Annotated in this window: 25 protein-coding genes and 1 tRNA gene; 13 read left to right on the top strand and 13 right to left on the bottom strand. The window is 51.7% G+C overall.

Annotation, left to right across the window (positions count from 1 at the left end; all coding sequences use genetic code 11):
* Nucleotides 1–3 precede the first annotated feature (3 nt).
* Nucleotides 4–79 (bottom strand) — tRNA-Gly (locus tag OGX94_RS09325).
* Nucleotides 80–275: 196 nt separating this feature from the next.
* Nucleotides 276–821 (bottom strand): oligoribonuclease, encoded by a 546-nt coding sequence (gene orn, locus OGX94_RS09320; RefSeq protein WP_003830507.1) that lies wholly within the window; start codon nucleotides 819–821, stop codon nucleotides 276–278.
* Nucleotides 822–926: 105 nt separating this feature from the next.
* Between orn and rsgA the strand changes: the two genes are divergently transcribed.
* The 3 genes from rsgA (at nucleotide 927) to mscM (ending at nucleotide 6372) form a co-directional block, all read left to right on the top strand.
* Nucleotides 927–1979 (top strand): small ribosomal subunit biogenesis GTPase RsgA, encoded by a 1053-nt coding sequence (gene rsgA / locus OGX94_RS09315; protein ID WP_257662392.1) that lies wholly within the window; start codon nucleotides 927–929, stop codon nucleotides 1977–1979.
* A 92-nt stretch (nucleotides 1980–2071) separates the two neighbouring features.
* The gene (gene asd / locus OGX94_RS09310; RefSeq protein ID WP_003830511.1) at nucleotides 2072–3040 is read left to right on the top strand and encodes an archaetidylserine decarboxylase; all 969 of its coding nucleotides are present in this window, start codon (nucleotides 2072–2074) and stop codon (nucleotides 3038–3040) included.
* Between the two features lie 17 nt (nucleotides 3041–3057).
* Nucleotides 3058–6372: a miniconductance mechanosensitive channel MscM gene (mscM, locus tag OGX94_RS09305; RefSeq protein ID WP_286569095.1), complete on the top strand. Its 3315-nt coding sequence runs from the start codon at nucleotides 3058–3060 to the stop codon at nucleotides 6370–6372.
* A 94-nt stretch (nucleotides 6373–6466) separates the two neighbouring features.
* Here mscM and yjeM read toward each other — a convergent pair whose 3' ends face one another.
* Both yjeM and epmA read right to left on the bottom strand, forming a co-directional pair.
* Nucleotides 6467–7969 carry a glutamate/gamma-aminobutyrate family transporter YjeM gene (gene yjeM, locus OGX94_RS09300; protein WP_257662391.1) on the bottom strand — a complete coding sequence of 501 codons (1503 nt, stop codon included), beginning with the start codon at nucleotides 7967–7969 and terminating at the stop codon, nucleotides 6467–6469.
* Between the two features lie 214 nt (nucleotides 7970–8183).
* Nucleotides 8184–9161, bottom strand: a complete 978-nt coding sequence (epmA, locus tag OGX94_RS09295; protein WP_079939036.1) for an elongation factor P--(R)-beta-lysine ligase — start codon at nucleotides 9159–9161, stop codon at nucleotides 8184–8186.
* 323 nt (nucleotides 9162–9484) lie between these two features.
* Here epmA and frdA point away from each other — a divergent pair, with 323 nt between their 5' ends.
* From frdA to frdD, 4 genes are read left to right on the top strand one after another with little or no spacing between them, the layout of a single operon-like run.
* Nucleotides 9485–11275: a fumarate reductase (quinol) flavoprotein subunit gene (gene frdA / locus OGX94_RS09290; protein ID WP_003830519.1), complete on the top strand. Its 1791-nt coding sequence runs from the start codon at nucleotides 9485–9487 to the stop codon at nucleotides 11273–11275.
* Nucleotides 11268–12002: a fumarate reductase iron-sulfur protein gene (frdB, locus tag OGX94_RS09285; RefSeq protein ID WP_003025540.1), complete on the top strand. Its 735-nt coding sequence runs from the start codon at nucleotides 11268–11270 to the stop codon at nucleotides 12000–12002. The genes frdA and frdB overlap by 8 nt, the downstream gene beginning before the upstream one ends.
* Nucleotides 12003–12012: 10 nt before the next feature.
* On the top strand, nucleotides 12013–12408 hold the full coding sequence (gene frdC / locus OGX94_RS09280) for a fumarate reductase subunit FrdC (protein WP_003025537.1): 396 nt from the start codon (nucleotides 12013–12015) through the stop codon (nucleotides 12406–12408).
* Nucleotides 12409–12418: 10 nt separating this feature from the next.
* Nucleotides 12419–12775 carry a fumarate reductase subunit FrdD gene (frdD, locus tag OGX94_RS09275; RefSeq protein ID WP_003025535.1) on the top strand — a complete coding sequence of 119 codons (357 nt, stop codon included), beginning with the start codon at nucleotides 12419–12421 and terminating at the stop codon, nucleotides 12773–12775.
* Between the two features lie 41 nt (nucleotides 12776–12816).
* Here the strand turns inward: frdD and ampR are convergent, their stop codons facing one another.
* On the bottom strand, nucleotides 12817–13692 hold the full coding sequence (gene ampR, locus OGX94_RS09270; RefSeq protein ID WP_003830523.1) for a LysR family transcriptional regulator AmpR: 876 nt from the start codon (nucleotides 13690–13692) through the stop codon (nucleotides 12817–12819).
* 131 nt (nucleotides 13693–13823) lie between these two features.
* Here ampR and blaCMY point away from each other — a divergent pair, with 131 nt between their 5' ends.
* A complete protein-coding gene (gene blaCMY, locus OGX94_RS09265) occupies nucleotides 13824–14969 on the top strand; it encodes a CMY-2 family class C beta-lactamase (protein ID WP_257662390.1) in 1146 nt (381 codons plus the stop codon).
* A gap of 93 nt (nucleotides 14970–15062) precedes the next feature.
* On the top strand, nucleotides 15063–15596 hold the full coding sequence (locus OGX94_RS09260; RefSeq protein WP_001221666.1) for a lipocalin family protein: 534 nt from the start codon (nucleotides 15063–15065) through the stop codon (nucleotides 15594–15596).
* On the opposite strand, the gene sugE is transcribed toward OGX94_RS09260, so the two are convergent.
* Entirely contained in the window at nucleotides 15593–15910 is a 318-nt protein-coding gene (gene sugE / locus OGX94_RS09255; protein ID WP_000118520.1) for a quaternary ammonium compound efflux SMR transporter SugE, read from the bottom strand. The two genes, OGX94_RS09260 and sugE, sit on opposite strands and share 4 nt — an antisense overlap.
* A 256-nt stretch (nucleotides 15911–16166) precedes the next feature.
* On the opposite strand from sugE, the gene OGX94_RS09250 reads away from it, so the two are divergent.
* Complete coding sequence (locus tag OGX94_RS09250; protein ID WP_032942159.1) at nucleotides 16167–16766, top strand: helix-turn-helix transcriptional regulator; 600 nt, start codon at nucleotides 16167–16169, stop codon at nucleotides 16764–16766.
* A gap of 31 nt (nucleotides 16767–16797) precedes the next feature.
* Here OGX94_RS09250 and ecnB read toward each other — a convergent pair whose 3' ends face one another.
* From ecnB to efp, 3 genes are all read right to left on the bottom strand, one after another.
* The gene (gene ecnB / locus OGX94_RS09245; RefSeq protein ID WP_003025482.1) at nucleotides 16798–16944 is read right to left on the bottom strand and encodes a lipoprotein toxin entericidin B; all 147 of its coding nucleotides are present in this window, start codon (nucleotides 16942–16944) and stop codon (nucleotides 16798–16800) included.
* Nucleotides 16945–17051: 107 nt separating this feature from the next.
* The gene (locus tag OGX94_RS09240; protein WP_286569092.1) at nucleotides 17052–17186 is read right to left on the bottom strand and encodes an entericidin A/B family lipoprotein; all 135 of its coding nucleotides are present in this window, start codon (nucleotides 17184–17186) and stop codon (nucleotides 17052–17054) included.
* Between the two features lie 57 nt (nucleotides 17187–17243).
* Nucleotides 17244–17810 carry an elongation factor P gene (gene efp, locus OGX94_RS09235; protein ID WP_003025478.1) on the bottom strand — a complete coding sequence of 189 codons (567 nt, stop codon included), beginning with the start codon at nucleotides 17808–17810 and terminating at the stop codon, nucleotides 17244–17246.
* A 41-nt stretch (nucleotides 17811–17851) separates the two neighbouring features.
* Here efp and epmB point away from each other — a divergent pair, with 41 nt between their 5' ends.
* Nucleotides 17852–18880: an EF-P beta-lysylation protein EpmB gene (gene epmB / locus OGX94_RS09230; RefSeq protein ID WP_063941665.1), complete on the top strand. Its 1029-nt coding sequence runs from the start codon at nucleotides 17852–17854 to the stop codon at nucleotides 18878–18880.
* Between the two features lie 183 nt (nucleotides 18881–19063).
* Nucleotides 19064–19927 carry a YjeJ family protein gene (yjeJ, locus tag OGX94_RS09225; RefSeq protein WP_149282147.1) on the top strand — a complete coding sequence of 288 codons (864 nt, stop codon included), beginning with the start codon at nucleotides 19064–19066 and terminating at the stop codon, nucleotides 19925–19927.
* A gap of 178 nt (nucleotides 19928–20105) precedes the next feature.
* Here yjeJ and OGX94_RS09220 read toward each other — a convergent pair whose 3' ends face one another.
* The 3 genes from OGX94_RS09220 to OGX94_RS09210 all read right to left on the bottom strand — a co-directional run bounded on the left by OGX94_RS09220 (nucleotide 20106) and on the right by OGX94_RS09210 (nucleotide 22692).
* Nucleotides 20106–20459, bottom strand: a complete 354-nt coding sequence (locus OGX94_RS09220; protein WP_003025468.1) for a DUF4156 domain-containing protein — start codon at nucleotides 20457–20459, stop codon at nucleotides 20106–20108.
* A 252-nt stretch (nucleotides 20460–20711) separates the two neighbouring features.
* Nucleotides 20712–22355, bottom strand: a complete 1644-nt coding sequence (gene groL, locus OGX94_RS09215) for a chaperonin GroEL (RefSeq protein WP_003830576.1) — start codon at nucleotides 22353–22355, stop codon at nucleotides 20712–20714.
* Between the two features lie 43 nt (nucleotides 22356–22398).
* Nucleotides 22399–22692, bottom strand: coding sequence for a co-chaperone GroES (locus tag OGX94_RS09210; protein ID WP_000027827.1), 294 nt, complete (start codon nucleotides 22690–22692; stop codon nucleotides 22399–22401).
* Nucleotides 22693–22967: 275 nt separating this feature from the next.
* Between OGX94_RS09210 and yjeH the strand changes: the two genes are divergently transcribed.
* Nucleotides 22968–24233 (top strand): L-methionine/branched-chain amino acid transporter, encoded by a 1266-nt coding sequence (gene yjeH / locus OGX94_RS09205; protein WP_257662389.1) that lies wholly within the window; start codon nucleotides 22968–22970, stop codon nucleotides 24231–24233.
* Between the two features lie 49 nt (nucleotides 24234–24282).
* Here the strand turns inward: yjeH and OGX94_RS09200 are convergent, their stop codons facing one another.
* Nucleotides 24283–24759 (bottom strand): FxsA family protein, encoded by a 477-nt coding sequence (locus OGX94_RS09200; protein WP_003025457.1) that lies wholly within the window; start codon nucleotides 24757–24759, stop codon nucleotides 24283–24285.
* Between the last annotated feature and the right edge of the window lie 288 nt (nucleotides 24760–25047).

The raw sequence follows: 25047 nt of genomic DNA, 5'->3' as shown, positions 1-25047 counted from the left end.
TTTTGGAGCGGGAAACGAGACTCGAACTCGCGACCCCGACCTTGGCAAGGTCGTGCTCTACCAACTGAGCTATTCCCGCAAATCTGTACTGCTTTTGTTGCTGTCGTAATTCGCATTTCTGCGTCGTTACGGGAGGCGCATTATACGAGAAATCCGTTTAGCTGCAACCCCCCTGAAAGCGTTTTTTTCGAAAATTCGTTCAAGTGATTAATTTACAATCAAGCTGAACAATTTAGCGTCAAAAAACCGGTGACGCAAGCCACCGGAGAACAAAATCAAAGATTAATAAAATGTTCGCGATAGTAAGCAAGCTCAGCAACAGATTCACGAATGTCGTCCATCGCCTGATGTGTTCCCTGCTTGGTGAAGCCCGCAAGGATTTCCGGCTTCCAACGACGCGCCAGTTCTTTGAGCGTGCTGACGTCCAGATAGCGATAATGGAAATACGCCTCCAGCTCCGGCATGTATTTAAACAGGAAACGACGATCCTGCCCGATGCTGTTGCCGCAGATAGGTGATTTCCCTTGCGGAACCCACTCTTTCAAAAAAGCCAGCGTGGCCAGTTCTGCTTCACGATCGCCCATGGTGCTCGCCTTCACGCGCTCCACCAGCCCGCTCCCGGTATGCGTACGTACGTTCCAGTCATCCATTAATGCCAGCTGTTCGTCGGACTGGTGCACCGCAATTGTCGGTCCTTCAGCCAGAATATTCAGGTTGGCATCCGTCACCAGCGTGGCGATCTCAATAATGCGATCGCGCTCGGGATCCAGACCTGTCATCTCCAGATCGATCCAAATCAGGTTGTTTTCATTGGCACTCATGCTATTTTCCACCCTTCAGCGTCACATTCAGTGTGACTACATTGATCTAAAATTGTGTGTATCATAAATGTTTTGCCCATCATGGGCGACCAGGAGCCAGTCCGATTGAGTAAGAATAAACTCTCCAAAGGCCAACAGCGCCGTGTGAACGCCAATCACCAGCGTCGTCTTAAAACGTCCACGGAGAAGCCCGACTACGACGACAACCTGTTTGGCGAAACCGCCGAAGGCATCGTTATCAGCCGTTTTGGCATGCATGCCGACGTAGAGTCTGCTGACGGTGAAATTCACCGTTGCAACATCCGCCGTACAATTCGCTCGCTGGTGACCGGCGATCGCGTAGTCTGGCGCCCGGGTAAAGCGGCAGCTGAAGGCGTGAATGTCAAAGGTATCGTTGAAGCGGTACACGATCGTACCTCGGTACTGACACGACCCGACTTTTACGACGGGGTAAAGCCTATTGCCGCCAACATCAACCAGATCGTTATTGTCTCAGCCATCTTACCCGAGCTGTCACTCAATATTATCGACCGGTATCTGGTAGCCTGCGAAACGCTACACGTTGAACCGATTATCGTGCTGAATAAGATCGATCTGCTGGATGATGAAGGCATGGCCTTCGTTAACGAACAGATGGATATCTATCGCAACATTGGCTATCGGGTGTTGATGGTATCAAGCCGCACAAAAGACGGCCTGAAACCGCTTGAAGAAGCATTAACCGATCGCATCAGCATTTTTGCCGGTCAATCGGGCGTAGGTAAATCCAGCCTGCTCAATAATCTCCTCGGCCTGCAGGAAGAGATCCTGACCAATGATGTCTCTGACAACTCCGGCCTTGGACAGCACACCACCACGGCCTCTCGCCTGTATCATTTCCCGCACGGCGGCGACGTTATTGACTCCCCTGGCGTGCGTGAGTTTGGACTGTGGCATCTGGAGCCGGAACAAATCACGCATGGCTTTGTCGAATTTCATGACTATCTGGGCCATTGCAAATACCGCGACTGCAAGCATGATACCGATCCAGGCTGCGCTATCCGTGAGGCTGTAGAAAAAGGGGCCATAGCCGAAACCCGGTTTGAAAATTATCACCGCATCCTGGAAAGCATGGCGCAGGTAAAAACGCGTAAAAACTTTTCTGATACAGACAACTGACAACTAAGCTAAGCATCGCTAGAATCGTCCCCCTTTTTTCAGGATCCGGCCCGTATGCCGGATCGGGAACAAATTATGGCCTGGAGGCTACCTTGTTAAACTCATTTAAGCTTTCGCTACAATACATTCTGCCGAAACTATGGCTCACTCGCCTGGCGGGTTGGGGTGCGAGCAAACGAGCGGGATGGCTGACCAAACTGGTTATCGATCTGTTCGTGAAATATTACAAGGTCGATATGAAAGAGGCGCAAAAGCCGGACACCGCCAGCTATCGCACCTTTAACGACTTCTTTGTTCGCCCGCTGCGCGACGATGCTCGCCCGATTAACACCGATCCAAACGTACTGGTCATGCCCGCTGACGGCGTGATCAACCAGTTAGGTAACATCGAAGAAGACAAACTGCTGCAGGCTAAAGGGCACAGCTATACCCTTGAAGCGCTGCTGGCTGGCAACTACCAGATGGCGGATAAATTCCGCAACGGTACGTTTGTAACCACTTACTTGTCTCCACGCGATTACCACCGTGTACACATGCCGTGTAACGGTATCCTGCGTGAAATGATGTACGTGCCGGGCGATCTCTTCTCTGTAAACATCCTGACTGCGCAAAACGTACCGAACCTGTTTGCCCGCAACGAACGTGTAATCTGTCTGTTTGATACCGAATTTGGCCCGATGGTGCAGATTCTGGTCGGCGCGACCATCGTCGGCAGCATTGAAACCACATGGGCTGGCACCATTACCCCACCACGAGAAGGCGTCATCAAGCGCTGGACCTGGCCGGAAGGCGAAAGCGAAGGGTCGGTGGCGCTGTTGAAAGGTCAGGAAATGGGCCGCTTTAAGCTCGGTTCCACCGTCATCAACCTGTTCGCACCTGGCAAAGTTAACCTGGTTGAGCAATTGCAGGATCTGTCCGTGACTAAAATCGGCCAGCCAATGGCCATCTCGACCGAGACTTTCGTGACACCAGAGGCAGAACCGGCCCCGCTGGCGAAAGAAGAGATCGAAGCAGAACACGATGCCAGCCCGCTGGTTGACGACAAAAAAGACGAAAGTTAAACATAGGAATCGCTGCTGTGCGCCTGATTATCACTTTTCTGATGGCCTGGTGCCTCAGCCTGGGGGCGTACGCTGCGACGGCCCCCGATGCCAAACAACTCACCCAGGAACTGGAGCAAGCAAAGGCGGCAAAACCCGCTCAGCCAGAAACCGTTGAGGCGCTCCAGTCCGCGCTGAATGCCCTTGAGGAGCGTAAAGGCTCTCTCGAGCGCGCCCAGCAATACCAGCAAGTTATTGATAACTTCCCCAAGCTGTCCGCAACGTTACGCGCGCAGCTTAGCAACCTGCGTGATGAACCGCGCAATGTGCCAACCGGACTCACTACCGATGCGTTAAACCAGGAGATCCTCCAGGTTAGCAGCCAACTGCTGGAAAAGAGTCGTCAGGCCCAGCAGGAGCAGGATCGCGCCCGGGAAATCGCCGACTCGTTAAGCCTGCTTCCTCAACAGCAAACCGATGCCCGCCGCCAGCTCAATGAGCTTGAGCGACGCATTGGTACCGCCAACGGCAATTCCGCACAGAATCAGGCGATGCAGGCTGAATCCGCCAAACTTAAAGCCCAGGTCGATGAACTGGAGCTGGCGCAGCTTTCTGCCAATAACCGTCAGGAACTGGCGCGTATGCGCTCCGAACTGGCGGAAAAACAGAGTCAACAACTCGACACTTACCTGCAGGCTTTGCGCAATCAACTCAACAGTCAACGTCAGCGTGAAGCTGAGCGAGCGCTGGAAAGCACCGAACTGCTGGCGGAAAACAGCGCGGGACTGCCGGAAGGCATTGTCGACCAGTTCAAGGTGAACCGCGAGCTGTCTCAGGCCTTAAACCAGCAAGCACAGCGTATGGACCTGGTCGCTTCGCAGCAGCGTCAGGCCGCCAGCCAAACGCTGCAGGTGCGTCAGGCATTGAATACGCTGCGAGAGCAGTCTCAGTGGCTTGGGGTTTCAAATATGCTGGGAGAAGCGCTGCGAGCGCAGGTATCCCGTCTGCCGGAAATGCCTAAACCTCAGCAGTTGGATACCGAAATGGCGCAGCTTCGCGTACACCGCATGCGCTATGAGGATCTCCTCAACAAACAGCCGCAGCTGCGTCAGATTCATCAGGCCGATGGACAACCGCTGACCGCTGAACAGAGCAGCATCCTCAACGCCCAGCTACGGACCCAGCGTGAGCTGCTGAACTCATTGTTACAGGGTGGCGATACGCTGATCCTTGAGCTGACCAAGCTCAAAGTTTCCAACAGCCAACTGGAAGATGCGCTAAAAGAGGTCAACGAAGCGACGCACCGCTACCTGTTCTGGACGTCAGACGTTAGCCCTATCTCCCTCTCCTGGCCTGTCGACATCGTTCAGGATCTGCGGCGTCTGATTTCATTAGATACGTTTAATCAGTTGGGCCAGGCCAGCATCATGATGCTGACCAGCAAAGAAACGCTGCTACCGCTGTTCGCGGCGTTGGTGCTGGTTGGCTTTAGCCTCTCTTCGCGCAAGCACTTCACCCGTTTCCTTGAACGCTCGTCCGCGCGGGTCGGGAAAGTCACCCAGGACCACTTCTGGCTGACAATACGCACGGTATTCTGGTCAATACTCGTCGCTTCGCCGTTGCCAGTGCTGTGGGCAACGCTCGGTTACGGATTGCAGGAAGCCTGGCCTTATCCGTTGGCTGTCGCGATCGGCGATGGCGTTACCGCCACGGTGCCCATGCTGTGGGCGGTAATGATCTGCGCTACCTTTGCGCGTCCCAACGGTCTGTTTATTGCCCACTTTGGCTGGCCGCGGAACCGCGTCGCGAAAGCCATGCACTATTACCTGATGAGCATCGGGCTGATTGTCCCGTTGATCATGGCGGTGATTATGTTTGATAACCTCAATGACCGAGAATTCTCCGCCTCACTGGGGCGTCTGTGCTTTATTCTGATTTGCGGTGCGCTGGCTGTCGTAACCCTGAGCCTGAAACGCGCCGGGATACCGCTGTACCTCGATAAAGAGGGCAACAGCGATAACATGGTCAACAGCATGCTGTGGAATTTGCTGATGGGTGCGCCGCTGATTGCTATTCTCGCCGCAGCGGTGGGCTATCTCGCTACGTCACAAGCCTTGCTGGCGCGTCTTGAAACGTCCGTAGCGATTTGGTTCTTATTACTGGTGGTGTATCACGTTATCCGCCGTTGGATGCTAATTCAGCGCCGCCGCCTGGCGTTTGACCGCGCCAAGCATCGACGCGCTGAAATGCTGGCGCAGCGCGCGCGAGGCGAAGAAGAACCACCGCATTCCACCAGCCTTGAAGGCGCGATTGACGTTGATGAAAGCGAAGTGGATTTGGATGCTATCAGCGCACAATCGCTGCGCCTGGTGCGTTCTATCCTGATGCTTATCGCCCTGCTCTCGGTCATTGTACTGTGGTCAGAAATTCATTCCGCTTTCGGCTTCCTGGAAAACATCTCGTTGTGGGATGTCACCTCCACGGTTCAGGGCGTGGAAAGCTTAGAACCGATAACGCTGGGCGCAGTGCTTATCGCGATTCTGGTGTTTATCATCACCACCCAGTTAGTACGCAACCTGCCCGCGTTGCTGGAGCTGGCACTACTGCAACATCTTGATTTAACCCCCGGTACCGGTTATGCCATCACCACCATCACCAAGTATCTGCTGATGCTGATTGGCGGTCTGGTTGGCTTCTCGATGATCGGTATTGAATGGTCCAAACTGCAATGGCTGGTGGCGGCTCTCGGTGTCGGTCTGGGCTTTGGTTTGCAGGAGATCTTCGCCAACTTTATTTCCGGCCTGATAATCCTGTTTGAAAAACCAATCCGCATTGGCGACACGGTGACGATTCGCGATCTTACCGGTAGCGTGACGAAGATTAATACCCGTGCCACCACTATCAGCGACTGGGACCGCAAAGAGATCATCGTGCCCAACAAAGCCTTTATCACCGAACAGTTTATCAACTGGTCGTTATCCGATTCCGTTACCCGTGTGGTGTTAACCATCCCGGCACCGTCGGAGGCGAACAGCGAGGAGGTTACGCAGATCCTGCTGACTGCCGCGCAGCGCTGTTCTCTGGTTATCGATAATCCGGCACCTGAAGTCTTTCTGGTTGACCTGCAGCAGGGGATTCAAATCTTCGAACTGCGTATTTATGCCGCAGAGATGGGGCATCGCATGCCGCTGCGCCATGAAATCCACCAACTGATTCTGGCAGGCTTCCGCGAGCACGGTATTGATATGCCGTTCCCTCCGTTCCAGATGCGTCTGGAGAGCCTCGGCGGTAAGCAAACAGGGAGAACATTAAGTTCTGCAGGAAGAGGTAGTCGCCCGGCAGGGAGTTTGTAACGCACAATGCAGGCAAGAAATGCCGGATGGCGACCCGTTGGGTCTAATCCGGCCTACGAAGATGCTACTTTGTAGGCCGGATTAGGCAGGTCGTTTATTCCACCGCCCACTCAGGCTCGTTGATCGTGCGACGGCTGTAGTTCTGATAAATCGCCATCGCCAGCAGTGAGAAGAAGATCGGACCGCCGGTCATCCACAGTGCGCTGTTCCAGTCTCCGGCTTCAATTACCGGCTGGATGATAGTGAACACGTTGGCAAACGTCACCACCAGCACGACCACTCCCGTTGCCAGCAACGTCGCCGCTCGGGTTTTAAATACAACAAACGGCCTTTCCAGACCCGGACGGGATTTAAAGAACGGAAACGCCAGCGCCAGGAACAGATACGGCAGCGTCATCGAGACGTTCGCCATCAGCGTCAGTTTGTTATAGAACGCTGAAGCCGTATCACCACCAAATGAAACCAACAGGATAAACAGGCTCACCAGCAGGCACTGTAACCACATTGCCGTCGTCGGCATCCCTACAGCATTCAGTTTGGTCATCGGCGCGGGCCACAACGCCTTCGGCGTGCCCTGAATAATCGCTTTCAGCGGTGAGTAGCTGAGGGTGAAAAAAGCGCCGGTGTAGGCAAGGAACATGGAAAGCCCGGTAATACGTGCAAACCATACGCCCATCACCATTGCGGCATCAGGGGAAAGATGTAGCGCATTACCCAACGTCATTCCGAGGCTTTTCATCAGGATATAGGTAATATTCCCGAGGTTAACTGAGCTATTACTTAATACCTGCTGCCAGTTGGTGCTAACACCCCATAAAAAGATGGCCAGTGAATAACCAACAGAAATGACAATAGCGGCAAAAACAATGCCTTTAGCAAAGTTCTTTTCTGGTTTTTCTGTTTTATCAACCAGTCCCCCCACAGCTTCAATTCCGCCGTAAGCAAAAATGGCAAACACAACAAATGACAACATTGCCAGTCCGGACTGATATCCGGGATTAGGCGAGGAGATGAAATTAATATCCTGTGCAAAGTGGCCACCAGTTAATAACAAAATAGCGACACTCACTAACAACAGAACTAAATTAAGACACATTACGGCAATTCCACCTACAGCCGTAATACGCGCAATCTTATTAATACCCCGGGATGCCACGCAGGTCACCAGGATCATCCAACCGACGGCGAGCAACCCGACAACCTGCGTAGGCTCAAGCCCTGCAATACGCCAGTGCTGCGTCATGTCTGCGCCAAACAAGAAGGTTGAAAAAGGTACCCAGACTTTCGCCGCGGTGCTTACCATCCATATCACATAAGAAGAAAACCACATAAACGTGCCGATAAACGCATAACGCGGTCCAACGCTATTATTCATCCACGAATAGATTCCCCCCTCTTCTTTCCGATAGGCAGAACCCATTTCCGCCATCATTAAAGCAAATGGAATAAAGAATAATAATGCAGAAAATATATACCACGGTATTGCACTATACCCCATTAAATAGAATGCGGAGGGGCTATTAGCAAAACCGAAAACTGACGTAAATATCATGAGAATGAGACCTATCAGGCTCATCTTTTTTATTGTTTGGGTCATTAAACCATCCCTTACTCTGGCAAGCGTTTAACAAACGCCGCTCGCCGGTTGGCACTGCTCTCTTTGCAGAGTTCAGCGATAAAAAAATCAACACAGAATTGATACCTAAACGATATCAAATATCCAGGTGTAAATTGTGGCTATTAGAGGGGAAATGAAAAAATATGCTACAAAGTGGCGATTAAGCCGCCACTTTGTATTGCAGAAGAGTAAATTATGCGCGATCGACGGTAAATGCGATTACCTCGGCCAGGCTCTCTGCGCCCAGCGCCAGCATCACCAGACGGTCAACACCCAACGCCACGCCTGAGCAATCCGGCATGCCCACTTTCAGCGCTTCCAGCAGGTTGGTATCGATAGGTTGCTGCGGCAGGCCACGTGCGGCGCGTTTGCGGTTATCCTGTTCAAATCGCTGCTGCTGTTCGCGCGCGTCGGTCAATTCATGGAAACCATTCGCCAGCTCAATACCTTTGTAATAAACCTCGAAACGTTCAGCCACGCGGTGATCTTCGGTACTGATTTGCGCCAGTGATGCCTGGCTGGCCGGGAAATGATACACAAACGTCGGTTTGTCTTTACCAATATGCGGTTCAACGCCCATCGTAAACAGCAGTTGCAGTAAGGTATCCCGGTCTTCTTCGGTATCAGCGATATTGCTGAGATCCAATTTCGCCGCCGCTTCCCGCAGTTGGGTTTTATCCGCAGACAGCGGGTCAATCTCCAGATGGCGCTGAAAGGCCTGCTGGTAAGAAAGGCTTTCCGCAGGCGAACAGTCCAACACCTGCTGGAGCAAATCATCCACTTCATTCATCAGGCGATACATATCGTAATGCGGACGATACCACTCAAGCATGGTGAATTCAGGGTTGTGATGACGCCCCATCTCTTCATTACGGAAGCTGCGGCATAATTGATACACCGGGCCGCACCCTGCCACCAGCAGGCGCTTCATATGGTATTCAGGGCTGGTCATTAAATAGAGATTCATTCCCTGGGAGTGCCCAGGGCCGACGAAACGCGTTTCGAACGGGAACAGATGGATGTCCGTCACCGTTGCCTGACTCATACAAGGGGTCTCAACCTCAAGCACGCCACGATCGGCAAAAAAGCGGCGAATCTCCGCTATAATTGCTGCACGTTTCAACAGATTGGGGATGGACGCGCTCGGCTGCCAGGTTGCCGTTTCGCTCATGGTTGTTTCTCCGATTTAAGACAAGGGCACGAAGTCTACTCGTATCGCGCTAACGAGACAAATTTCGCGCACCAGTAATCAGCACTGGCAATTGGATAAAAAAAGCGACACAGGGTGGTTTAGTAATTAAATTAATCAAATTCAATGATAATTCCCCCCTCTGATACGCTAAAAAAATCGAACACGTCAAATTTCCCGCACATCCCTAAGACTATACTATTGTACCTATAAAGGAGCAGTGGAAACGCGTTCATAACCTGTTTGAAGCCGATGAAGCATCTGATTCAGGCAGGGATGAAATAACAACAATCTGGAGGAATGTCGTGCAAACCTTTCAAGCCGATCTTGCCATTATAGGCGCCGGTGGCGCGGGATTACGTGCTGCAATTGCTGCCGCACAAGCAAATCCCAACGCTAAAATCGCACTGATCTCAAAAGTGTACCCAATGCGCAGCCATACCGTTGCTGCCGAAGGCGGCTCTGCTGCTGTCGCGCAGGATCATGACAGCTTTGACTACCATTTTCACGATACGGTAGCAGGCGGAGACTGGCTGTGTGAGCAGGATGTCGTGGATTACTTTGTCCACCACTGCCCAACTGAAATGACGCAACTGGAACAATGGGGCTGCCCATGGAGCCGTCGTGAAGACGGTAGCGTCAACGTACGTCGCTTCGGCGGCATGAAAATCGAGCGTACCTGGTTTGCCGCGGATAAGACCGGCTTCCACATGCTGCATACGCTGTTCCAAACATCTTTGCAGTTCCCGCAGATTCAGCGCTTTGACGAACACTTCGTTCTGGATATCCTGGTTGACGATGGCCATGCTCGTGGTCTGGTTGCCATGAACATGATGGAAGGCACGCTGGTGCAAATCCGTGCTAACGCTGTCGTGATGGCAACGGGCGGCGCAGGTCGTGTTTACCGTTACAACACCAACGGCGGCATCGTAACCGGCGACGGTATGGGCATGGCGCTGAGCCACGGCGTTCCGCTGCGTGATATGGAATTCGTTCAGTATCACCCAACAGGTCTGCCAGGCTCCGGTATCCTGATGACTGAAGGCTGCCGTGGTGAAGGCGGTATTCTGGTTAACAAAAACGGCTACCGTTATCTGCAAGACTACGGCATGGGTCCGGAAACCCCGCTGGGCGAGCCAAAAAACAAATACATGGAACTCGGTCCGCGCGACAAAGTTTCTCAGGCGTTCTGGCACGAATGGCGCAAAGGCAACACCATTTCCACTCCGCGTGGCGATGTGGTTCACCTCGACCTGCGTCACCTCGGAGAGAAAAAACTGCTCGAACGTTTACCGTTCATCTGCGAACTGGCGAAAGCTTACGTGGGTGTCGATCCGGTTAAAGAGCCGATCCCGGTACGTCCGACCGCGCACTACACCATGGGCGGTATCGAAACCGATCAGCACTGTGAAACCCGCATTAAAGGTCTGTTCGCTGTCGGCGAATGTTCCTCTGTTGGTCTGCATGGCGCTAACCGTCTGGGCTCTAACTCCCTGGCTGAACTGGTGGTCTTCGGTCGTATGGCCGGTGAGCAGGCTGCAGAACGCGCTGCAACGGCTGGCGCTGCAAACAGTGCCGCTCTTGATGCACAGGTTGCTGGCGTTGAAAAACGTCTGAAAGATCTGGTTAACCAGGAAGGTAACGAAAACTGGTCTAAGATCCGTGACGAAATGGGCCTGTCCATGGAAGAAGGTTGCGGTATCTACCGTACGCCGGAACTCATGCAGAAAACCGTTGATAAGCTGGCGGAACTGCAGGAACGCTTCAAGCGCGTACGTATCACTGATACCTCCAGCGTCTTCAACACCGACCTGCTGTATACCATCGAACTGGGTCACGGTCTGAACGTTGCTGAATGTATGGCGCACTCCGCTCTGGCGCGTAAAGAATCCCGCGGCGCGCATCAGCGTCTGGATGAAGGCTGCACCGAGCGTGACGATGTGAACTTCCTCAAACACACCCTCGCCTTCCGCGATGCTGACGGCACGACTCGCCTGGAATACAGCGACGTGAAAATCACCACTCTGCCACCGGCTAAACGTGTTTACGGTGGCGAAGCGGAAGCAGCCGATAAGAAGGAGAAGGCGAATGGCTGAGATGAAAAACCTGAAAGTTGAGGTGGTGCGCTATAACCCGGAAACCGATACCGCGCCGCACAGTGCTTTCTACGAAGTTCCTTATGATGAAACCACGTCACTGCTGGATGCGCTGGGCTACATCAAGGATAACCTGGCACCGGACCTGAGCTACCGTTGGTCCTGCCGTATGGCGATCTGCGGCTCCTGCGGCATGATGGTCAACAATGTACCGAAACTGGCGTGCAAAACCTTCCTGCGTGATTACACCAACGGCATGAAGGTTGAAGCGCTGGGCAACTTCCCGATTGAGCGCGATCTGGTCGTCGACATGACGCACTTTATCGAAAGCCTGGAAGCGATCAAACCGTACATTATCGGTAACCCGCGTACACCGGATCAGGGTCCAAACACCCAGACTCCGGCGCAGATGGCGAAGTATCATCAGTTCTCCGGTTGCATCAACTGTGGTCTGTGCTATGCAGCGTGTCCGCAGTTCGGCCTGAACCCTGAGTTCATTGGACCGGCTGCGATTACGCTGGCGCATCGTTACAACGAAGATAGCCGCGACCACGGTAAGAAGGAGCGTATGGCTCAGTTGAACAGCCCGAACGGCGTCTGGACCTGTACTTTCGTGGGCTACTGCTCCGAAGTCTGCCCGAAACACGTCGATCCGGCTGCGGCCATTCAGCAGGGTAAAGTTGAAAGTTCAAAAGACTTTCTTATCGCTACCCTGAAACCACGCTAAGGAGTGCACGATGACGACTAAACGTAAAGCCTATGTGCGGCCAATGACGTCCACCTGGTGGAAAAAGCTGCCATTTTATCGTTTTTACATGCTGCGTGAAGGCACGGCAGTTCCGGCAGTCTGGTTCAGCATTGAACTGATTATCGGCCTGTTTGCACTCAAGCATGGTGCAGAGTCCTGGATGGGCTTTGTCGCCTTTTTGCAAAACCCGGTGGTGGTAATCCTTAACATTATCGCCCTGGCAGCAGCGCTGCTGCATACCAAAACCTGGTTTGAGCTGGCGCCAAAAGCAGCCAACATCATCGTAAAAGACGAAAAAATGGGGCCAGAGCCGATCATCAAAGGTCTCTGGGCAGTTACTGTGGTTGCGACAGTAGTCATACTGTTTGTTGCCCTGTTCTGGTAAGGAGTCCGGAATGATTAATCCAAATCCAAAACGCTCTGACGAACCCGTATTCTGGGGCCTGTTTGGTGCAGGCGGTATGTGGAGCGCAATCATTGCGCCGGTAATGATCCTGCTGGTAGGCATTATGCTGCCGCTGGGCTTTGTTCCTGATGCTTTCAGCTATGAACGCGTACTGGCATTCGCTCAGAGCTTCATCGGACGTGCGTTTCTGTTCCTGATGATCGTTCTGCCGCTGTGGTGTGGTTTACACCGTATGCACCACGCGATGCATGACCTGAAAATCCACGTGCCTGCTGGCAAATGGGTATTCTACGGACTGGCAGCAATCCTGACCGTTGTAACGGCTATTGGTATTCTGACCATCTAAGTACATGCGTTAATAATCAGGCCCGCCATTGGCGGGCCTTTTTATTTGTGCAGCACTCCTGTCAACCAACGGGAAAATTCACGCATCGCGGGTGTCTCCGGACGCGATTGCAAACGCGTTATCCAGTAACTTCCCAAATCAATCTGCGTTAAAAACGGTTGAACGATTCGTTCCCTACTGAGTAAATGCGTGAACATTCTGACTGGCGCAATTGCCACACCGATCCCCGCCTGCGCGGCTTCCAGCATGGTGACGGACGAATCAAACACCACCACGTTGTGCGTCGGTGACGGAGGCGCCTCTCCGGCGGCCTGCATCCAAAGCGTCCATTCATCCCGCCTATACGATCGTAATAACGGAAATTTCAGGATGTCCGCAGGCGTTTGAATCTGCGAAGCCAATGTTGGCGAACACAGTGGAGACATCAGCGCGCTACATAAATATTGCGCGTCGGTATCGTGCCAAGCTCCCCCTCCGTAGCGAATGGTATAATCCAGCCCTTCGGCAGCGGGATCCACGCGGTTATTATGGGTAGAAATATGCAAATCAACATGCGGGTAACTGCGCTTAAAATCGCCCAGTAGAGGAAACAGACACCCAACCGCAAAGGTCCCCACCACGCCAATTTTAAGTTTTTCCTGGGTGTGTTTGGTAGCAAAACGATCCAGCATCCCCGCCATACGATCGAAAGAGTCATTAAGTACAGGTAACAGACTTTCCCCTTCAGTCGTCAACATTAATCCACGAGAACCGCGCACAAAAAGCTGACAATTTAGCTGCTGCTCCAGCGCTTTTACATGCTGACTGATGGCAGAATGCGTCACGTTGAGCTCAATCGCGGCGCGGGTAAAACTGAGATGTCTGGCGGCGGCTTCAAAAGCCCGCAGCGAGTTAAGAGGGATATAGCTACGCGTCATCATCCGGCCTGTTAGAAAAACTTATATCTGCTGCTAAATTTAACCGTTTGTCAACACGGTGCAAATCAAACACACTGATTGCGTCTGACGGGCCCGGACACCTTTTTGCTTTTAATTACGGAACTGATTTCATGATGAAAAAATCGTTATGCTGCGCTCTGCTGCTGACAGCCTCTTTCTCCACATTTGCTGCCGCAAAAACAGAACAACAGATTGCCGATATCGTTAATCGCACCATCACCCCGTTGATGCAGGAGCAGGCTATTCCGGGTATGGCCGTTGCCGTTATCTACCAGGGAAAACCCTATTATTTCACCTGGGGTAAAGCCGATATCGCCAATAACCACCCAGTCACGCAGCAAACGCTGTTTGAGCTAGGATCGGTTAGTAAGACGTTTAACGGCGTGTTGGGCGGCGATGCTATCGCCCGCAGCGAAATTAAGCTCAGCGATCCGGTCACGAAATACTGGCCAGAACTGACAGGCAAACAGTGGCAGGGTATCAGCCTGCTGCACTTAGCCACCTATACGGCAGGCGGCCTACCGCTGCAGATCCCCGATGACGTTACGGATAAAGCCGCATTACTGCATTTTTATCAAAACTGGCAGCCGCAATGGACTCCGGGCGCTAAGCGACTTTACGCTAACTCCAGCATTGGTCTGTTTGGCGCGCTGGCGGTGAAACCCTCAGGAATGAGTTACGAAGAGGCAATGACCAGACGCGTCCTGCAACCATTAAAACTGGCGCATACCTGGATTACGGTTCCGCAGAACGAACAAAAAGATTATGCCTGGGGCTATCGCGAAGGGAAGCCCGTACACGTTTCTCCGGGACAACTTGACGCCGAAGCCTATGGCGTGAAATCCAGCGTTATTGATATGGCCCGCTGGGTTCAGGCCAACATGGATGCCAGCCACGTTCAGGAGAAAACGCTCCAGCAGGGCATTGCGCTTGCGCAGTCTCGCTACTGGCGTATTGGCGATATGTACCAGGGATTAGGCTGGGAGATGCTGAACTGGCCGCTGAAAGCTGATTCGATCATCAACGGCAGCGACAGCAAAGTGGCATTGGCAGCGCTTCCCGCCGTTGAGGTAAACCCGCCCGCCCCCGCAGTGAAAGCCTCATGGGTGCATAAAACGGGCTCCACTGGTGGATTTGGCAGCTACGTAGCCTTCGTTCCAGAAAAAAACCTTGGCATCGTGATGCTGGCAAACAAAAGCTATCCTAACCCTGTCCGTGTCGAGGCGGCCTGGCGCATTCTTGAAAAGCTGCAATAACTGACGATGAGGCCCAGGATATTGGGCCTCCTTTCTTTCTCTTTTTTTCCTGTTGTCATCTACACTTAACAAAAATACAGCAAGGAAAATCCCATGCGCATTTTGCCCGTCGTTGCTGCAGTTACGGCTGCATTCCTGGTTGTCGCGTGCAGCTCCCCGACACCGCCGAAAGGCGTTACCGTGGTAAATAACTTTGATGCCAAACGCTATCTGGGAACCTGGTATGAAATTGCGCGCTTCGACCATCGTTTCGAGCGCGGGTTGGATAAAGTGACCGCAACATACAGCTTGCGCGACGACGGCGGCATCAACGTTATTAACAAGGGCTATAACCCTGACAGGGAGATGTGGCAGAAAACGGAAGGGAAAGCCTATTTCACCGGCGACCCAAGCAGAGCCGCGCTTAAGGTTTCTTTTTTCGGCCCCTTCTATGGCGGGTATAACGTAATTGCACTCGACCGGGAATATCGTCACGCGCTGGTTTGTGGTCCGGATCGCGACTACCTGTGGATCCTTTCACGGACCCCTACTATTTCAGATGAAATGAAACAGCAAATGTTAGCCATCGCGACCCGGGAAGGGTTTGAAGTGAATAAACTGATTTGGGTGAAACAGCCTGGCGCTTAGTGAGTGCTCAGCTTCAGACCAATAATGCCAGCAACGATCAGCCCAAGGCTCAGCAAACGTGCCGGGCTGGCAGACTCACCCAGCAGCAAAATCCCTGTAATGGCCGCCCCAACAGCGCCAATACCGGTCCAGACCGCATAAGCGGTTCCTACAGGCAACGTGCGCATTGCCCAAGAGAGCATGGCGATACTGACGATCATCGCCGCAATAGTGATAATGCTTGGCGTAAGACGCGTAAAACCGTGGGTGTATTTCAGGCCAATCGCCCAGACAACTTCGAGCAAACCTGCAATTAATAAAACGATCCAGGACATATCAGGCTCCAGAACAATGGGGCCGTCCCCGGTGAAAGAAGCGTTTGCAGGTCGTCCTGCAAAGCTAATGTGTGAAATGGCATTTTTGCCCGGAAGAAAATGAATTTCAACCTTTTTATTCACCGCCTGCTAAAAGCAAGAATTAAGCATAATTAGCGGCGTAGTTCCCGCATTTGGCACTCATCGGAGTTCTCTATGATGAAGGGCTTTCTGAAACCAGAAAGTCGATTGCCCCTCTTCTGAATGCGAAACGTTTATGCTTAAAATTTTAGTGATTGACCGGTGCCACTTTACCCGCACAGGGATAGAGGCCTTGCTTAATCATTCTGGCAGGTTCAGCTCCTCATTTCTGGTATCAGGAATCAATAATCTCCTGTTAGCAAAAGAGCATATTTTGCAATGGAAACCGCATCTGGTGATCGCGGATTTATACAGTTTTATTAGCGAGACGCACTCCAGTCCGCCAATTAAACCTTTTTTTATGAGTTGTGGCGTCATCCCACTGATTTTACTGCAATCAGCAGACAGACAGCATGCCCCCATCGTGCCCTCTCAATCCGTAGCCCATTCGGTCTTAACCAAGCACACCACGCTGAACACACTCTCCAACACAATTCAGGAAGCGCTTCAGGTTCGCCCCGCATTAGAAATAGCCAAAAACGCCACGCCTTTGCTTACGCCGCAGGAGGAGAAAGTATTATCAATGTGGATGGATGGTGTGAGTAACAATGCCATTGCCGCCGCGCTCAGCATTCATGGCAAAACGGTCTACACCTATAAGCGGAATATCCGTATGAAACTGCACCTGGGGAACCGCTTCTCGCCGTTCCTTTCACTCCCAGGGAAGGGAGATTAACGGTACGACACGTACGTCGTACCGTTCTTCATTATTGCTGAGCTTTTGTCGCTGCACCAGAGATTGCGCTACCGCCTTCAGAGATATCCTGTCCTACGCCTCGTGTGGTATTACACGCGGTTAAAACGGAAGAAAGTACCAACACAGAAAAGATCGCAGCAATTGTCTTCTTAACCATAACGTCTTCCTTTTCTAGCCAATATTGTTTGTGTATAGCTACTTAATAATAGACAAGATCCGGGAGTGTGATGGATAAACACCCGTTTTTAAGACTATATGAAAGGATTAGCTGGCGGCGTGAGAAATTGAATTGCCAAGATGTTTGATGTCTTCACCGAAGCCGCGCGCGGTATTGCATCCCGTCATGAGGATGCTGGTGAAAAGGAGTAGCATTACAAGACCGAGAAGACGTTTCATCATTCCTGCCCTGGAAAAAGTATGGCGCAGCAACCTGCGCCATAAGATCAAATGGAAGACTTATTTTACGCGAGAAACGTATTCGCCGGAGCGGGTATCCACTTTGATCACTTCGCCGATCTGTACGAACAGCGGAACTTTAACGACTGCGCCGGTAGACAGGGTAGCCGGTTTGCCGCCAGTACCAGCGGTATCACCTTTCAGACCTGGGTCGGTTTCAACAACTTCCAGCTCAACGAAGTTCGGCGGAGTTACGGAGATCGGCTGACCGTTCCACAGGGTCACGATGCATTCAGCCTGGTCCAGCAGCCATTTGGCGTTATCGCCTACCGCTTTCTCGTCTGCAGCCAACTGTTCGAAAGTGGTGTTATTCATAAAGTGCCAGAACTCACCGTCGCTATACAGGAAGGTCAGGTTCATGTCGGCTACGTCTGCGCCTTCAGCGGAGTCAGTAGACTTGAAGGTTTTCTCTACGCGAGTACCGGTCAGCAGGCGACGCAGCTTAACGCGCGCAAACGCCTGGCCTTTACCTGGTTTAACGAATTCGCTGGCTTCAACCGCATAAGGTTCGCCGTCCAACATGATTTTAAGACCAGCACGAAAATCGTTGCTATAGTACGTTGCCATAAGGCCCTCTGAAAATTGTTAACTGGTAGCTAAGCCACAAAATGGCGCATATTGTAACCCTAAATACCCCATCCAGAGAAGATTGGTTATCGCAACTTGCCGATGTTGTGACCGATCCCGATGAACTTCTGCATCTTTTGAACATAGATGCAGATGAAAAACTGTTGGCCGGACGCGACGCGAGACGGCTTTTCGCCCTGCGCGTGCCGCGTGCGTTTATTGCCCGCATGGAGAAAGGCAACCCGGACGATCCGCTTTTACGTCAGGTGCTGACTGCCCAGGAAGAGTTTGTGGCCGCGCCAGGCTACTCAACCGACCCACTGGAAGAACAGCACAGCGTGGTTCCCGGTCTGCTGCATAAATATCGCAATCGGGCACTGCTGCTGGTTAAAGGCGGTTGCGCGGTAAATTGTCGCTATTGCTTCCGCCGACACTTCCCATACGCCGAAAACCAAGGCAATAAGCGCAACTGGCAGGTCGCCCTCGACTACATTAACGCGCACCCTGAGCTGGATGAAATCATCTTCTCTGGTGGCGATCCGTTAATGGCCAAGGACCACGAACTGGACTGGTTGCTCACGCAACTGGAAGCTATCCCGCACATTAAGCGTCTGCGTATTCACAGCCGTTTGCCAATAGTGATCCCGGCGCGCATTACAGAAGGACTGGTCGAGCGTTTTGCGCACTCCTCCTTGCAGATTCTGCTGGTCAATCACATTAACCATGCCAATGAAATTGATGAGACGTTTCGCCAGGCGATGAGCAGTCTGCGCGCCGCGGGCGTTACGTTACTCAACCAAAGCGTATTGCTGCGTGACGTAAACGATAACGCACAAACCCTGGCTAACCTTAGCAACGCACTGTTTGATGCCAGTGTGATGCCCTATTACCTGCACGTGCTGGATAAAGTGCAGGGTGCCGCACACTTTATGGTCAGCGACGATGAAGCGCGTCGCATTATGCGTGAGCTTCTGACGCTAGTTTCCGGCTATATGGTCCCCAAACTGGCGCGTGAAATTGGTGGAGAGCCAAGTAAAACACCGCTGGATCTGCAGTTACGCCAACAATAGCCATTACTGAGTGTCCGATTCCGGACACTCACCACGATTAATTATTATTTAAATCTCCACAAGTGGAGCCTCGCTTTTAATCTGTGCTATTTTAATTAGCGCAGTTCAATCATTCATTCGTAAACATTATCAATAGTTTCAAATGCAGAATATTAATAAATATATGGTTAAGGAGAACCTTTTATGGCTATAAGTATTAAGGGCATTAATACTGGCATTATTCGCCAAAAGAATGAATTTGTTGCCATGGCATTAAAAATAAAAGAACCAAGAAACAAAGAATCTCTCTTTTTTCTCTCTCCACTTGGACTTAGAGACCTGCTTATCGCGCTGGAGAGCCGGCTGTTCGCCATTTCTCAGCTAAACAAAGACGAGCGTATGCAATATGAAAAGACATGCGATAAAGCCAGCAAAAAAATGCACGAGAATATTCCGTCAATTCAGGAAGATGAACTAAAAAATGCGGATATTAACCGTCGCATAAATTCGCTGATGTTAGTGGATGACAAAGGCGAGAATTTAACATTTTCTCTGACGTTACATGACGGACAAACATGCGAATTACTGGTTAATGAATTACAGATTCAGGTGTTGGCGCATGCAATTATTCACGCAATAAATAATGCTGGCATGAGAGAACTCGCGCTACGAATAACATCGCTGCTGGATTTCCTGCCGCTGTACGATGTTGATTGTCAGCAAAACGACAATCTGGAATACGACTCTTATACACAACCCGAATGGAAACATAACCTGTTTAATCATTATCTGGCGATTATTTACCGCTATAAAGATGATAAAGGAAAAGCCCAGTTTTGTGGTTCGGTAGTGAAAACTCGCGCCCTTTCCGGTAGCAAAGAAGCCGAAGCCATTACTCGCCGCCTTCTCGACTTCAGCCCGCGGCTGAAAAAACTTGCCGGTGTACCGTGCCAGGTGTTTGTCAGAACGTTGACGGGTGATAAGGCGCAAAAGCTCAATCAGGATCAGTGCCTGCGCGCACTGCATCATTTACGCGTTCAGTCTGCGCATAAAACTCAGAATGCCTGATGGCGCTGCGCTTATCAGGCCTACGATTGCATGAGCCTGTCCAGGCCACTTTATTACACAAAATCATTCAATCTGCATCGCGGCGGCAAGCGAAGAAATCCCCAGGAGCATAGATAACTATGTGACTGGGGTTTCATAGCGCAGTCAACAAAGAGGCAGCTTGAAGGATGAAGTGTAATCAGTTAGGGCACTTATAAACCTGACCAATCATCTCACTGGCGGTAGGAACAAAGCTGGACAGCATTCCCTGCGATGGGCTGCTGACGCCATAAATCACGTTACCGCCCATTGCCGCAGCCTGGTTACGCAGATCGTTTGCTGCGCCACGCATTGAGCCGCCCTCTTCGCCGTGCTGGCCTGAAAGCCAGTTGCTTTGCTTACCGGTTGCGGTGCCTATCAATTGGCACTCTGCACCAGGCTTGTCTTCAACAAAACGTACGCTTTGCCCGGCAGAACTCAGTTCGTTGCTGGAGCTACAACCCGCCATCAGTAGCGCGGCACCAACGATCCCTGCTAAATATTTCACGTGCATGTCATTCCCCATAATCAATTAGTTGGACGTTTTGTCCGTAGCTGAATCATATACTAAAAAGATGACCAAAAGAAAAACCCCCGGACATTTCTGCCCGAGGGTTTCTCAATTCTGGGAGATGAGCACCCAAATCATTCTGGTTGCAGGAAGGCGGCCAGTTTGTTAATCCCCAGGAGCTTACTCAAGTAAGTGACTGGGGTTAGCAAACGCAGCCAACGCATCTGCGGCCTGAAGGATGCAGGGTGTGGGCAATTACATCATGCCGCCCATACCACCCATGCCACCCATACCGGCAGCACCTAAGTCAGGCGCATCGCCTTTCGGCAGGTCGGTAACCATGCACTCGGTGGTGATCATCAGACCCGCAACAGAAGCCGCGTACTGCAGAGCAGAACGAGTTACTTTGGTTGGATCCAGGATACCCATGTCGATCATGTTGCCGTATTCTTCAGTTGCAGCGTTGTAACCGTAGTTACCGTCACCAGCTTTCACGGTGTTAGCCACTACAGACGGCTCTTCGCCGCAGTTCAGTACGATTTGACGCAGTGGGGATTCCATTGCGCGCAGCGCAACTTTGATACCTACATTCTGGTCTTCGTTCTGACCTTTCAGGCCGGCAATTTTAGACGCTACGCGAATCAGCGCAACACCACCACCAGCAACCACGCCTTCTTCTACCGCAGCACGGGTAGCGTGCAGGGCATCTTCAACGCGGGCTTTCTTCTCTTTCATTTCAACTTCAGTCGCAGCACCAACTTTGATAACCGCAACGCCGCCTGCCAGTTTCGCTACGCGCTCCTGCAGTTTTTCACGGTCATAGTCGGAAGTTGCTTCTTCGATCTGCTGACGAATCTGAGTCACGCGACCCTGGATTGCAGCTTCGTCGCCCACGCCATCAATGATGGTGGTGGTATCTTTGTTGATAACAACGCGTTTCGCCTGACCCAGATCTTCCAGAGTTGCTTTTTCCAGCTCCATACCGATCTCTTCAGAGATAACGGTACCACCGGTCAGGGTAGCGATATCCTGCAGCATTGCTTTACGACGATCGCCGAAGCCTGGTGCTTTAACTGCAGCGACTTTCACGATACCGCGCATGGTGTTAACAACCAGAGTTGCCAGCGCTTCGCCTTCAACATCTTCAGCGATGATCAGCAGCGGTTTGCCTGCTTTCGCTACAGCTTCCAGAACCGGCAGCATTTCGCGGATGTTGGAGATTTTCTTGTCAGCCAGCAGGATGAACGGGCTTTCCAGTTCTACTGCGCCAGTTTCCGGCTTGTTGATGAAGTAAGGAGACAGGTAGCCACGGTCGAACTGCATACCTTCAACCACGTCAAGTTCGTCCTGCAGACCGGTACCGTCTTCAACGGTGATCACGCCTTCTTTACCGACTTTGTCCATCGCTTCAGCGATCAGTTTACCTACGGTTTCGTCGGAGTTAGCGGAGATGGTACCAACCTGAGCAATAGCTTTAGAGTCGGAGCACGGTACGGACAGTGCTTTCAGTTCTTCAACTGCAGCAGCGACAGCTTTGTCGATACCACGTTTCAGATCCATCGGGTTCATGCCCGCAGCAACGGCTTTCAGACCTTCAGTGATGATGGACTGAGCCAGTACGGTTGCGGTGGTGGTACCGTCACCTGCAGCGTCGTTCGCTTTAGAGGCAACTTCTTTCACCATCTGCGCACCCATGTTTTCGAACTTGTCTTCCAGTTCGATTTCACGTGCTACGGAAACACCATCTTTAGTGATGGTCGGTGCACCGAAAGATTTATCCAGAACTACGTTACGGCCTTTTGGACCGAGAGTAACTTTCACTGCATCTGCCAGTACGTTTACGCCGCGCAGCATTTTCACACGAGCGTCGTTACCGAATTTTACGTCTTTAGCTGCCATTTTCTCTTTCCCTTAAATTCGTATGTTCAGTGTCGTTCGCGGATTAGGCTTCAACAATCGCCAGGATGTCGCTTTCAGACATGATCAACACTTCTTCATTGTCGATCTTCTCAGATTTAACACCGTAGCCATCGTTGAAAATAACGATATCGCCGACTTTCACGTCCAGCGGCTGTACGGTACCGTTGTCCAGGATGCGACCCTTACCGACAGCGATGATTTCGCCACGAGTTGATTTACCTGCTGCAGAACCAGTCAGTACGATGCCGCCAGCAGATTTGGATTCAACTTCTTTACGTTTGACGATCACACGATCATGTAACGGACGAATACTCATTGATAGCTCTCCTTTGAGAAAGTCTTTATCAGTTATGGGTGACGCCGGCCCGTAAACGGTTTCCCGGCTAGTGACCAGAGAGATGGGGATGGGGTTTTGTGCCTTCAAGGGGGCAAGCGAAAAAAATTTTTTATCAGCAGAAAATCCCGTCAAAACGCCGACGCACCTCACATTTCATAACGATTTCAGTCACGTCGTCATAAGCAAATCTGATTGTGATACCATCAAAAATCTGCGCTGTAGCCCGGTCAATGGGCATAACCGGATAACAACTTATGAGCGGACTGAAACAAGAGCTGGGACTGGCTCAGGGCGTTGGCCTGTTGTCGACATCATTGTTGGGTACAGGCGTTTTTGCCGTCCCCGCGCTGGCCGCAGTGGTTGCGGGCAACAACAGCCTGTGGGCATGGCCGGCGCTGATTGTTTTGGTCTTTCCCGTAGCGATTGTCTTCGCCGTACTGGGTCGTCATTTTCCCAGCGCAGGCGGTGTGGCGCATTTTGTCGGCATGGCCTTTGGTTCGCGCCTGGAGCGCGTCACCGGATGGTTATTTTTGTCGGTCATTCCTGTCGGCTTGCCTGCGGCATTGCATATCGCCGCCGGATTCGGTCAGGCGATGTTTGGCTGGCATGACGAGCAGCTTTTGCTGGCTGAGCTCGGTACGCTGGCATTGGTTTGGTACATCGGCTCCCGCGGCGCAAGCTCCAGCGCGAATCTACAAACGGTCATTGCCGGGCTGATTGTTGCCCTGGTTGTTGCTATCTGGTGGGCGGGCGATCTGACACCTGGCGAAATCCCCTTCCCTGCGATTACCGATATTGAGCTTCCCGGCCTGTTCGCCGCGTTGTCGGTCATGTTCTGGTGCTTTGTCGGCCTTGAAGCGTTTGCTCACCTGGCGTCTGAATTCAAAAATCCGGAGCGAGACTTCCCACGCGCACTGATGATCGGCCTGCTGTTGGCGGGATCTGTTTATTGGGCATGCACCGTTGTCGTTCTCCATTTTGGTGCCTACGGCGAGCAAATGGCGGCCGCAGCGTCGCTGCCAGAGATCGTCGTGCAACTGTTTGGCGTACAAGCTCTGTGGGTCGCCTGCATCATTGGTTATCTGGCCTGTTTTGCCAGCCTCAACATTTATATACAAAGCTTCGCCCGGCTGGTCTGGTCGCAAGCGCAGTATAAGCCGGAGAGTTATCTGGCTCGTCTGTCCCCCCGCCACCTTCCGCGCAATGCGCTTAACGCCGTATTGGGCTGCTGCGTAGTCAGTACTCTGTGCATCTATATGCTGCAAATCAATCTCGATGCGTTAATCGTCTACGCCAACGGCATCTTTATTATGATTTATTTGTTGTGCATGTTGGCGGGGTGTCGATTATTGAAAGGGCATTATCGCGCACTGGCGGTCATTGGTGGTCTGCTGTGTCTACTGCTACTGGCGATGGTCGGCTGGAAGAGTCTGTACGCGTTGATTATGCTGGCAGGACTGTGGCTGTTTTTACCCCGCAGGCCAGATAAGGCAACGTTGACGCCATCATCCGGCCTATAAACACTTTTGCCGGATGGCGCTAACGCTTATCCGGCCTACATACTGATGCTTAATCCCGGCGATCGTCTTTATGTTCGATGCTGTCGCGCTTGTCATCCTTGCGCTGAAATTCACCATCAAAAGTCTCACCGCCGCCCGTTCCGGCGCTAAAACCACCGCCAGGCATACGCGAAAAACGCAAATGTGGCAGCAGTTTCATCGTCAGATGTTTTTGCACCGGGGGTAATAAAAGAAGAAGACCGAGGAAATCGGTGAAAAATCCGGGCAGCACCAACAGCAGACCGGCAATAATCAGCGATACGCTTTTGATCATTTCTGCAGCCGGACTTTCACCTGCCGCCATTTTCTGTTGCATCAGTAAAAAGTTCTTAAATCCCTGATTACGAACCAGAGACATACCGATAACCGATGTAAAAATAACCAAAATCAGCGTCATCAGGACGCCCATCACATGGGCAACCTGAATGAAAATAGATATCTCTATGTAAACATAGAGAAAAATGGCAAGTAATGGTATCCAGCGCAAAGGGATCTCCTGTTAATAACAGCCGTTTTGTTCAACTTCTGTTCGAAAAATTATGTTAATCGCATCGATTTGATATTGTGGTGGTTAGCAAAATTTCAAGTGGCTTGTACACTAATATTTAGGGTTAATCACAAAGGGGTGATCCATTTCACAGAATAATAAATAAGGGGTAAATTCCACGCTTTAAGTGATCCAGATTACGGTAGAAATCCTGAACCAGCATATGATCTCGGGTATCAGACCGATGCAGGGGATAATCGTCGGTCGAGAAACAATCGAAATCACATA

The organism is Citrobacter sp. Cpo037 (assembly GCF_030332945.1).
Taxonomy (GTDB): Bacteria; Pseudomonadota; Gammaproteobacteria; order Enterobacterales; family Enterobacteriaceae; genus Citrobacter; species Citrobacter portucalensis.
This window is presented reverse-complemented; position numbering and strand designations above follow the sequence as displayed.

Excerpts from the sequence above, each read along its gene's own strand:
- ecnB (WP_003025482.1), bottom strand. The coding sequence starts at position 16,944 with ATGGTTAAGAAGACAATTGCTGCGATCTTTTCTGTGTTGGTACTTTCT.
- epmB (WP_063941665.1), top strand. The coding sequence starts at position 17,852 with ATGGCGCATATTGTAACCCTAAATACCCCATCCAGAGAAGATTGGTTA.
- blaCMY (WP_257662390.1), top strand. The coding sequence starts at position 13,824 with ATGATGAAAAAATCGTTATGCTGCGCTCTGCTGCTGACAGCCTCTTTC.
- yjeH (WP_257662389.1), top strand. The coding sequence starts at position 22,968 with ATGAGCGGACTGAAACAAGAGCTGGGACTGGCTCAGGGCGTTGGCCTG.
- frdD (WP_003025535.1), top strand. The coding sequence starts at position 12,419 with ATGATTAATCCAAATCCAAAACGCTCTGACGAACCCGTATTCTGGGGC.
- OGX94_RS09240 (WP_286569092.1), bottom strand. The coding sequence starts at position 17,186 with ATGATGAAACGTCTTCTCGGTCTTGTAATGCTACTCCTTTTCACCAGC.
- epmA (WP_079939036.1), bottom strand. The coding sequence starts at position 9,161 with ATGAGCGAAACGGCAACCTGGCAGCCGAGCGCGTCCATCCCCAATCTG.
- yjeM (WP_257662391.1), bottom strand. The coding sequence starts at position 7,969 with ATGACCCAAACAATAAAAAAGATGAGCCTGATAGGTCTCATTCTCATG.
- frdB (WP_003025540.1), top strand. The coding sequence starts at position 11,268 with ATGGCTGAGATGAAAAACCTGAAAGTTGAGGTGGTGCGCTATAACCCG.
- groL (WP_003830576.1), bottom strand. The coding sequence starts at position 22,355 with ATGGCAGCTAAAGACGTAAAATTCGGTAACGACGCTCGTGTGAAAATG.
- OGX94_RS09250 (WP_032942159.1), top strand. The coding sequence starts at position 16,167 with ATGCTTAAAATTTTAGTGATTGACCGGTGCCACTTTACCCGCACAGGG.
- yjeJ (WP_149282147.1), top strand. The coding sequence starts at position 19,064 with ATGGCTATAAGTATTAAGGGCATTAATACTGGCATTATTCGCCAAAAG.
- OGX94_RS09260 (WP_001221666.1), top strand. The coding sequence starts at position 15,063 with ATGCGCATTTTGCCCGTCGTTGCTGCAGTTACGGCTGCATTCCTGGTT.
- sugE (WP_000118520.1), bottom strand. The coding sequence starts at position 15,910 with ATGTCCTGGATCGTTTTATTAATTGCAGGTTTGCTCGAAGTTGTCTGG.
- frdC (WP_003025537.1), top strand. The coding sequence starts at position 12,013 with ATGACGACTAAACGTAAAGCCTATGTGCGGCCAATGACGTCCACCTGG.
- orn (WP_003830507.1), bottom strand. The coding sequence starts at position 821 with ATGAGTGCCAATGAAAACAACCTGATTTGGATCGATCTGGAGATGACA.
- OGX94_RS09220 (WP_003025468.1), bottom strand. The coding sequence starts at position 20,459 with ATGCACGTGAAATATTTAGCAGGGATCGTTGGTGCCGCGCTACTGATG.
- OGX94_RS09210 (WP_000027827.1), bottom strand. The coding sequence starts at position 22,692 with ATGAGTATTCGTCCGTTACATGATCGTGTGATCGTCAAACGTAAAGAA.
- efp (WP_003025478.1), bottom strand. The coding sequence starts at position 17,810 with ATGGCAACGTACTATAGCAACGATTTTCGTGCTGGTCTTAAAATCATG.
- ampR (WP_003830523.1), bottom strand. The coding sequence starts at position 13,692 with ATGACGCGTAGCTATATCCCTCTTAACTCGCTGCGGGCTTTTGAAGCC.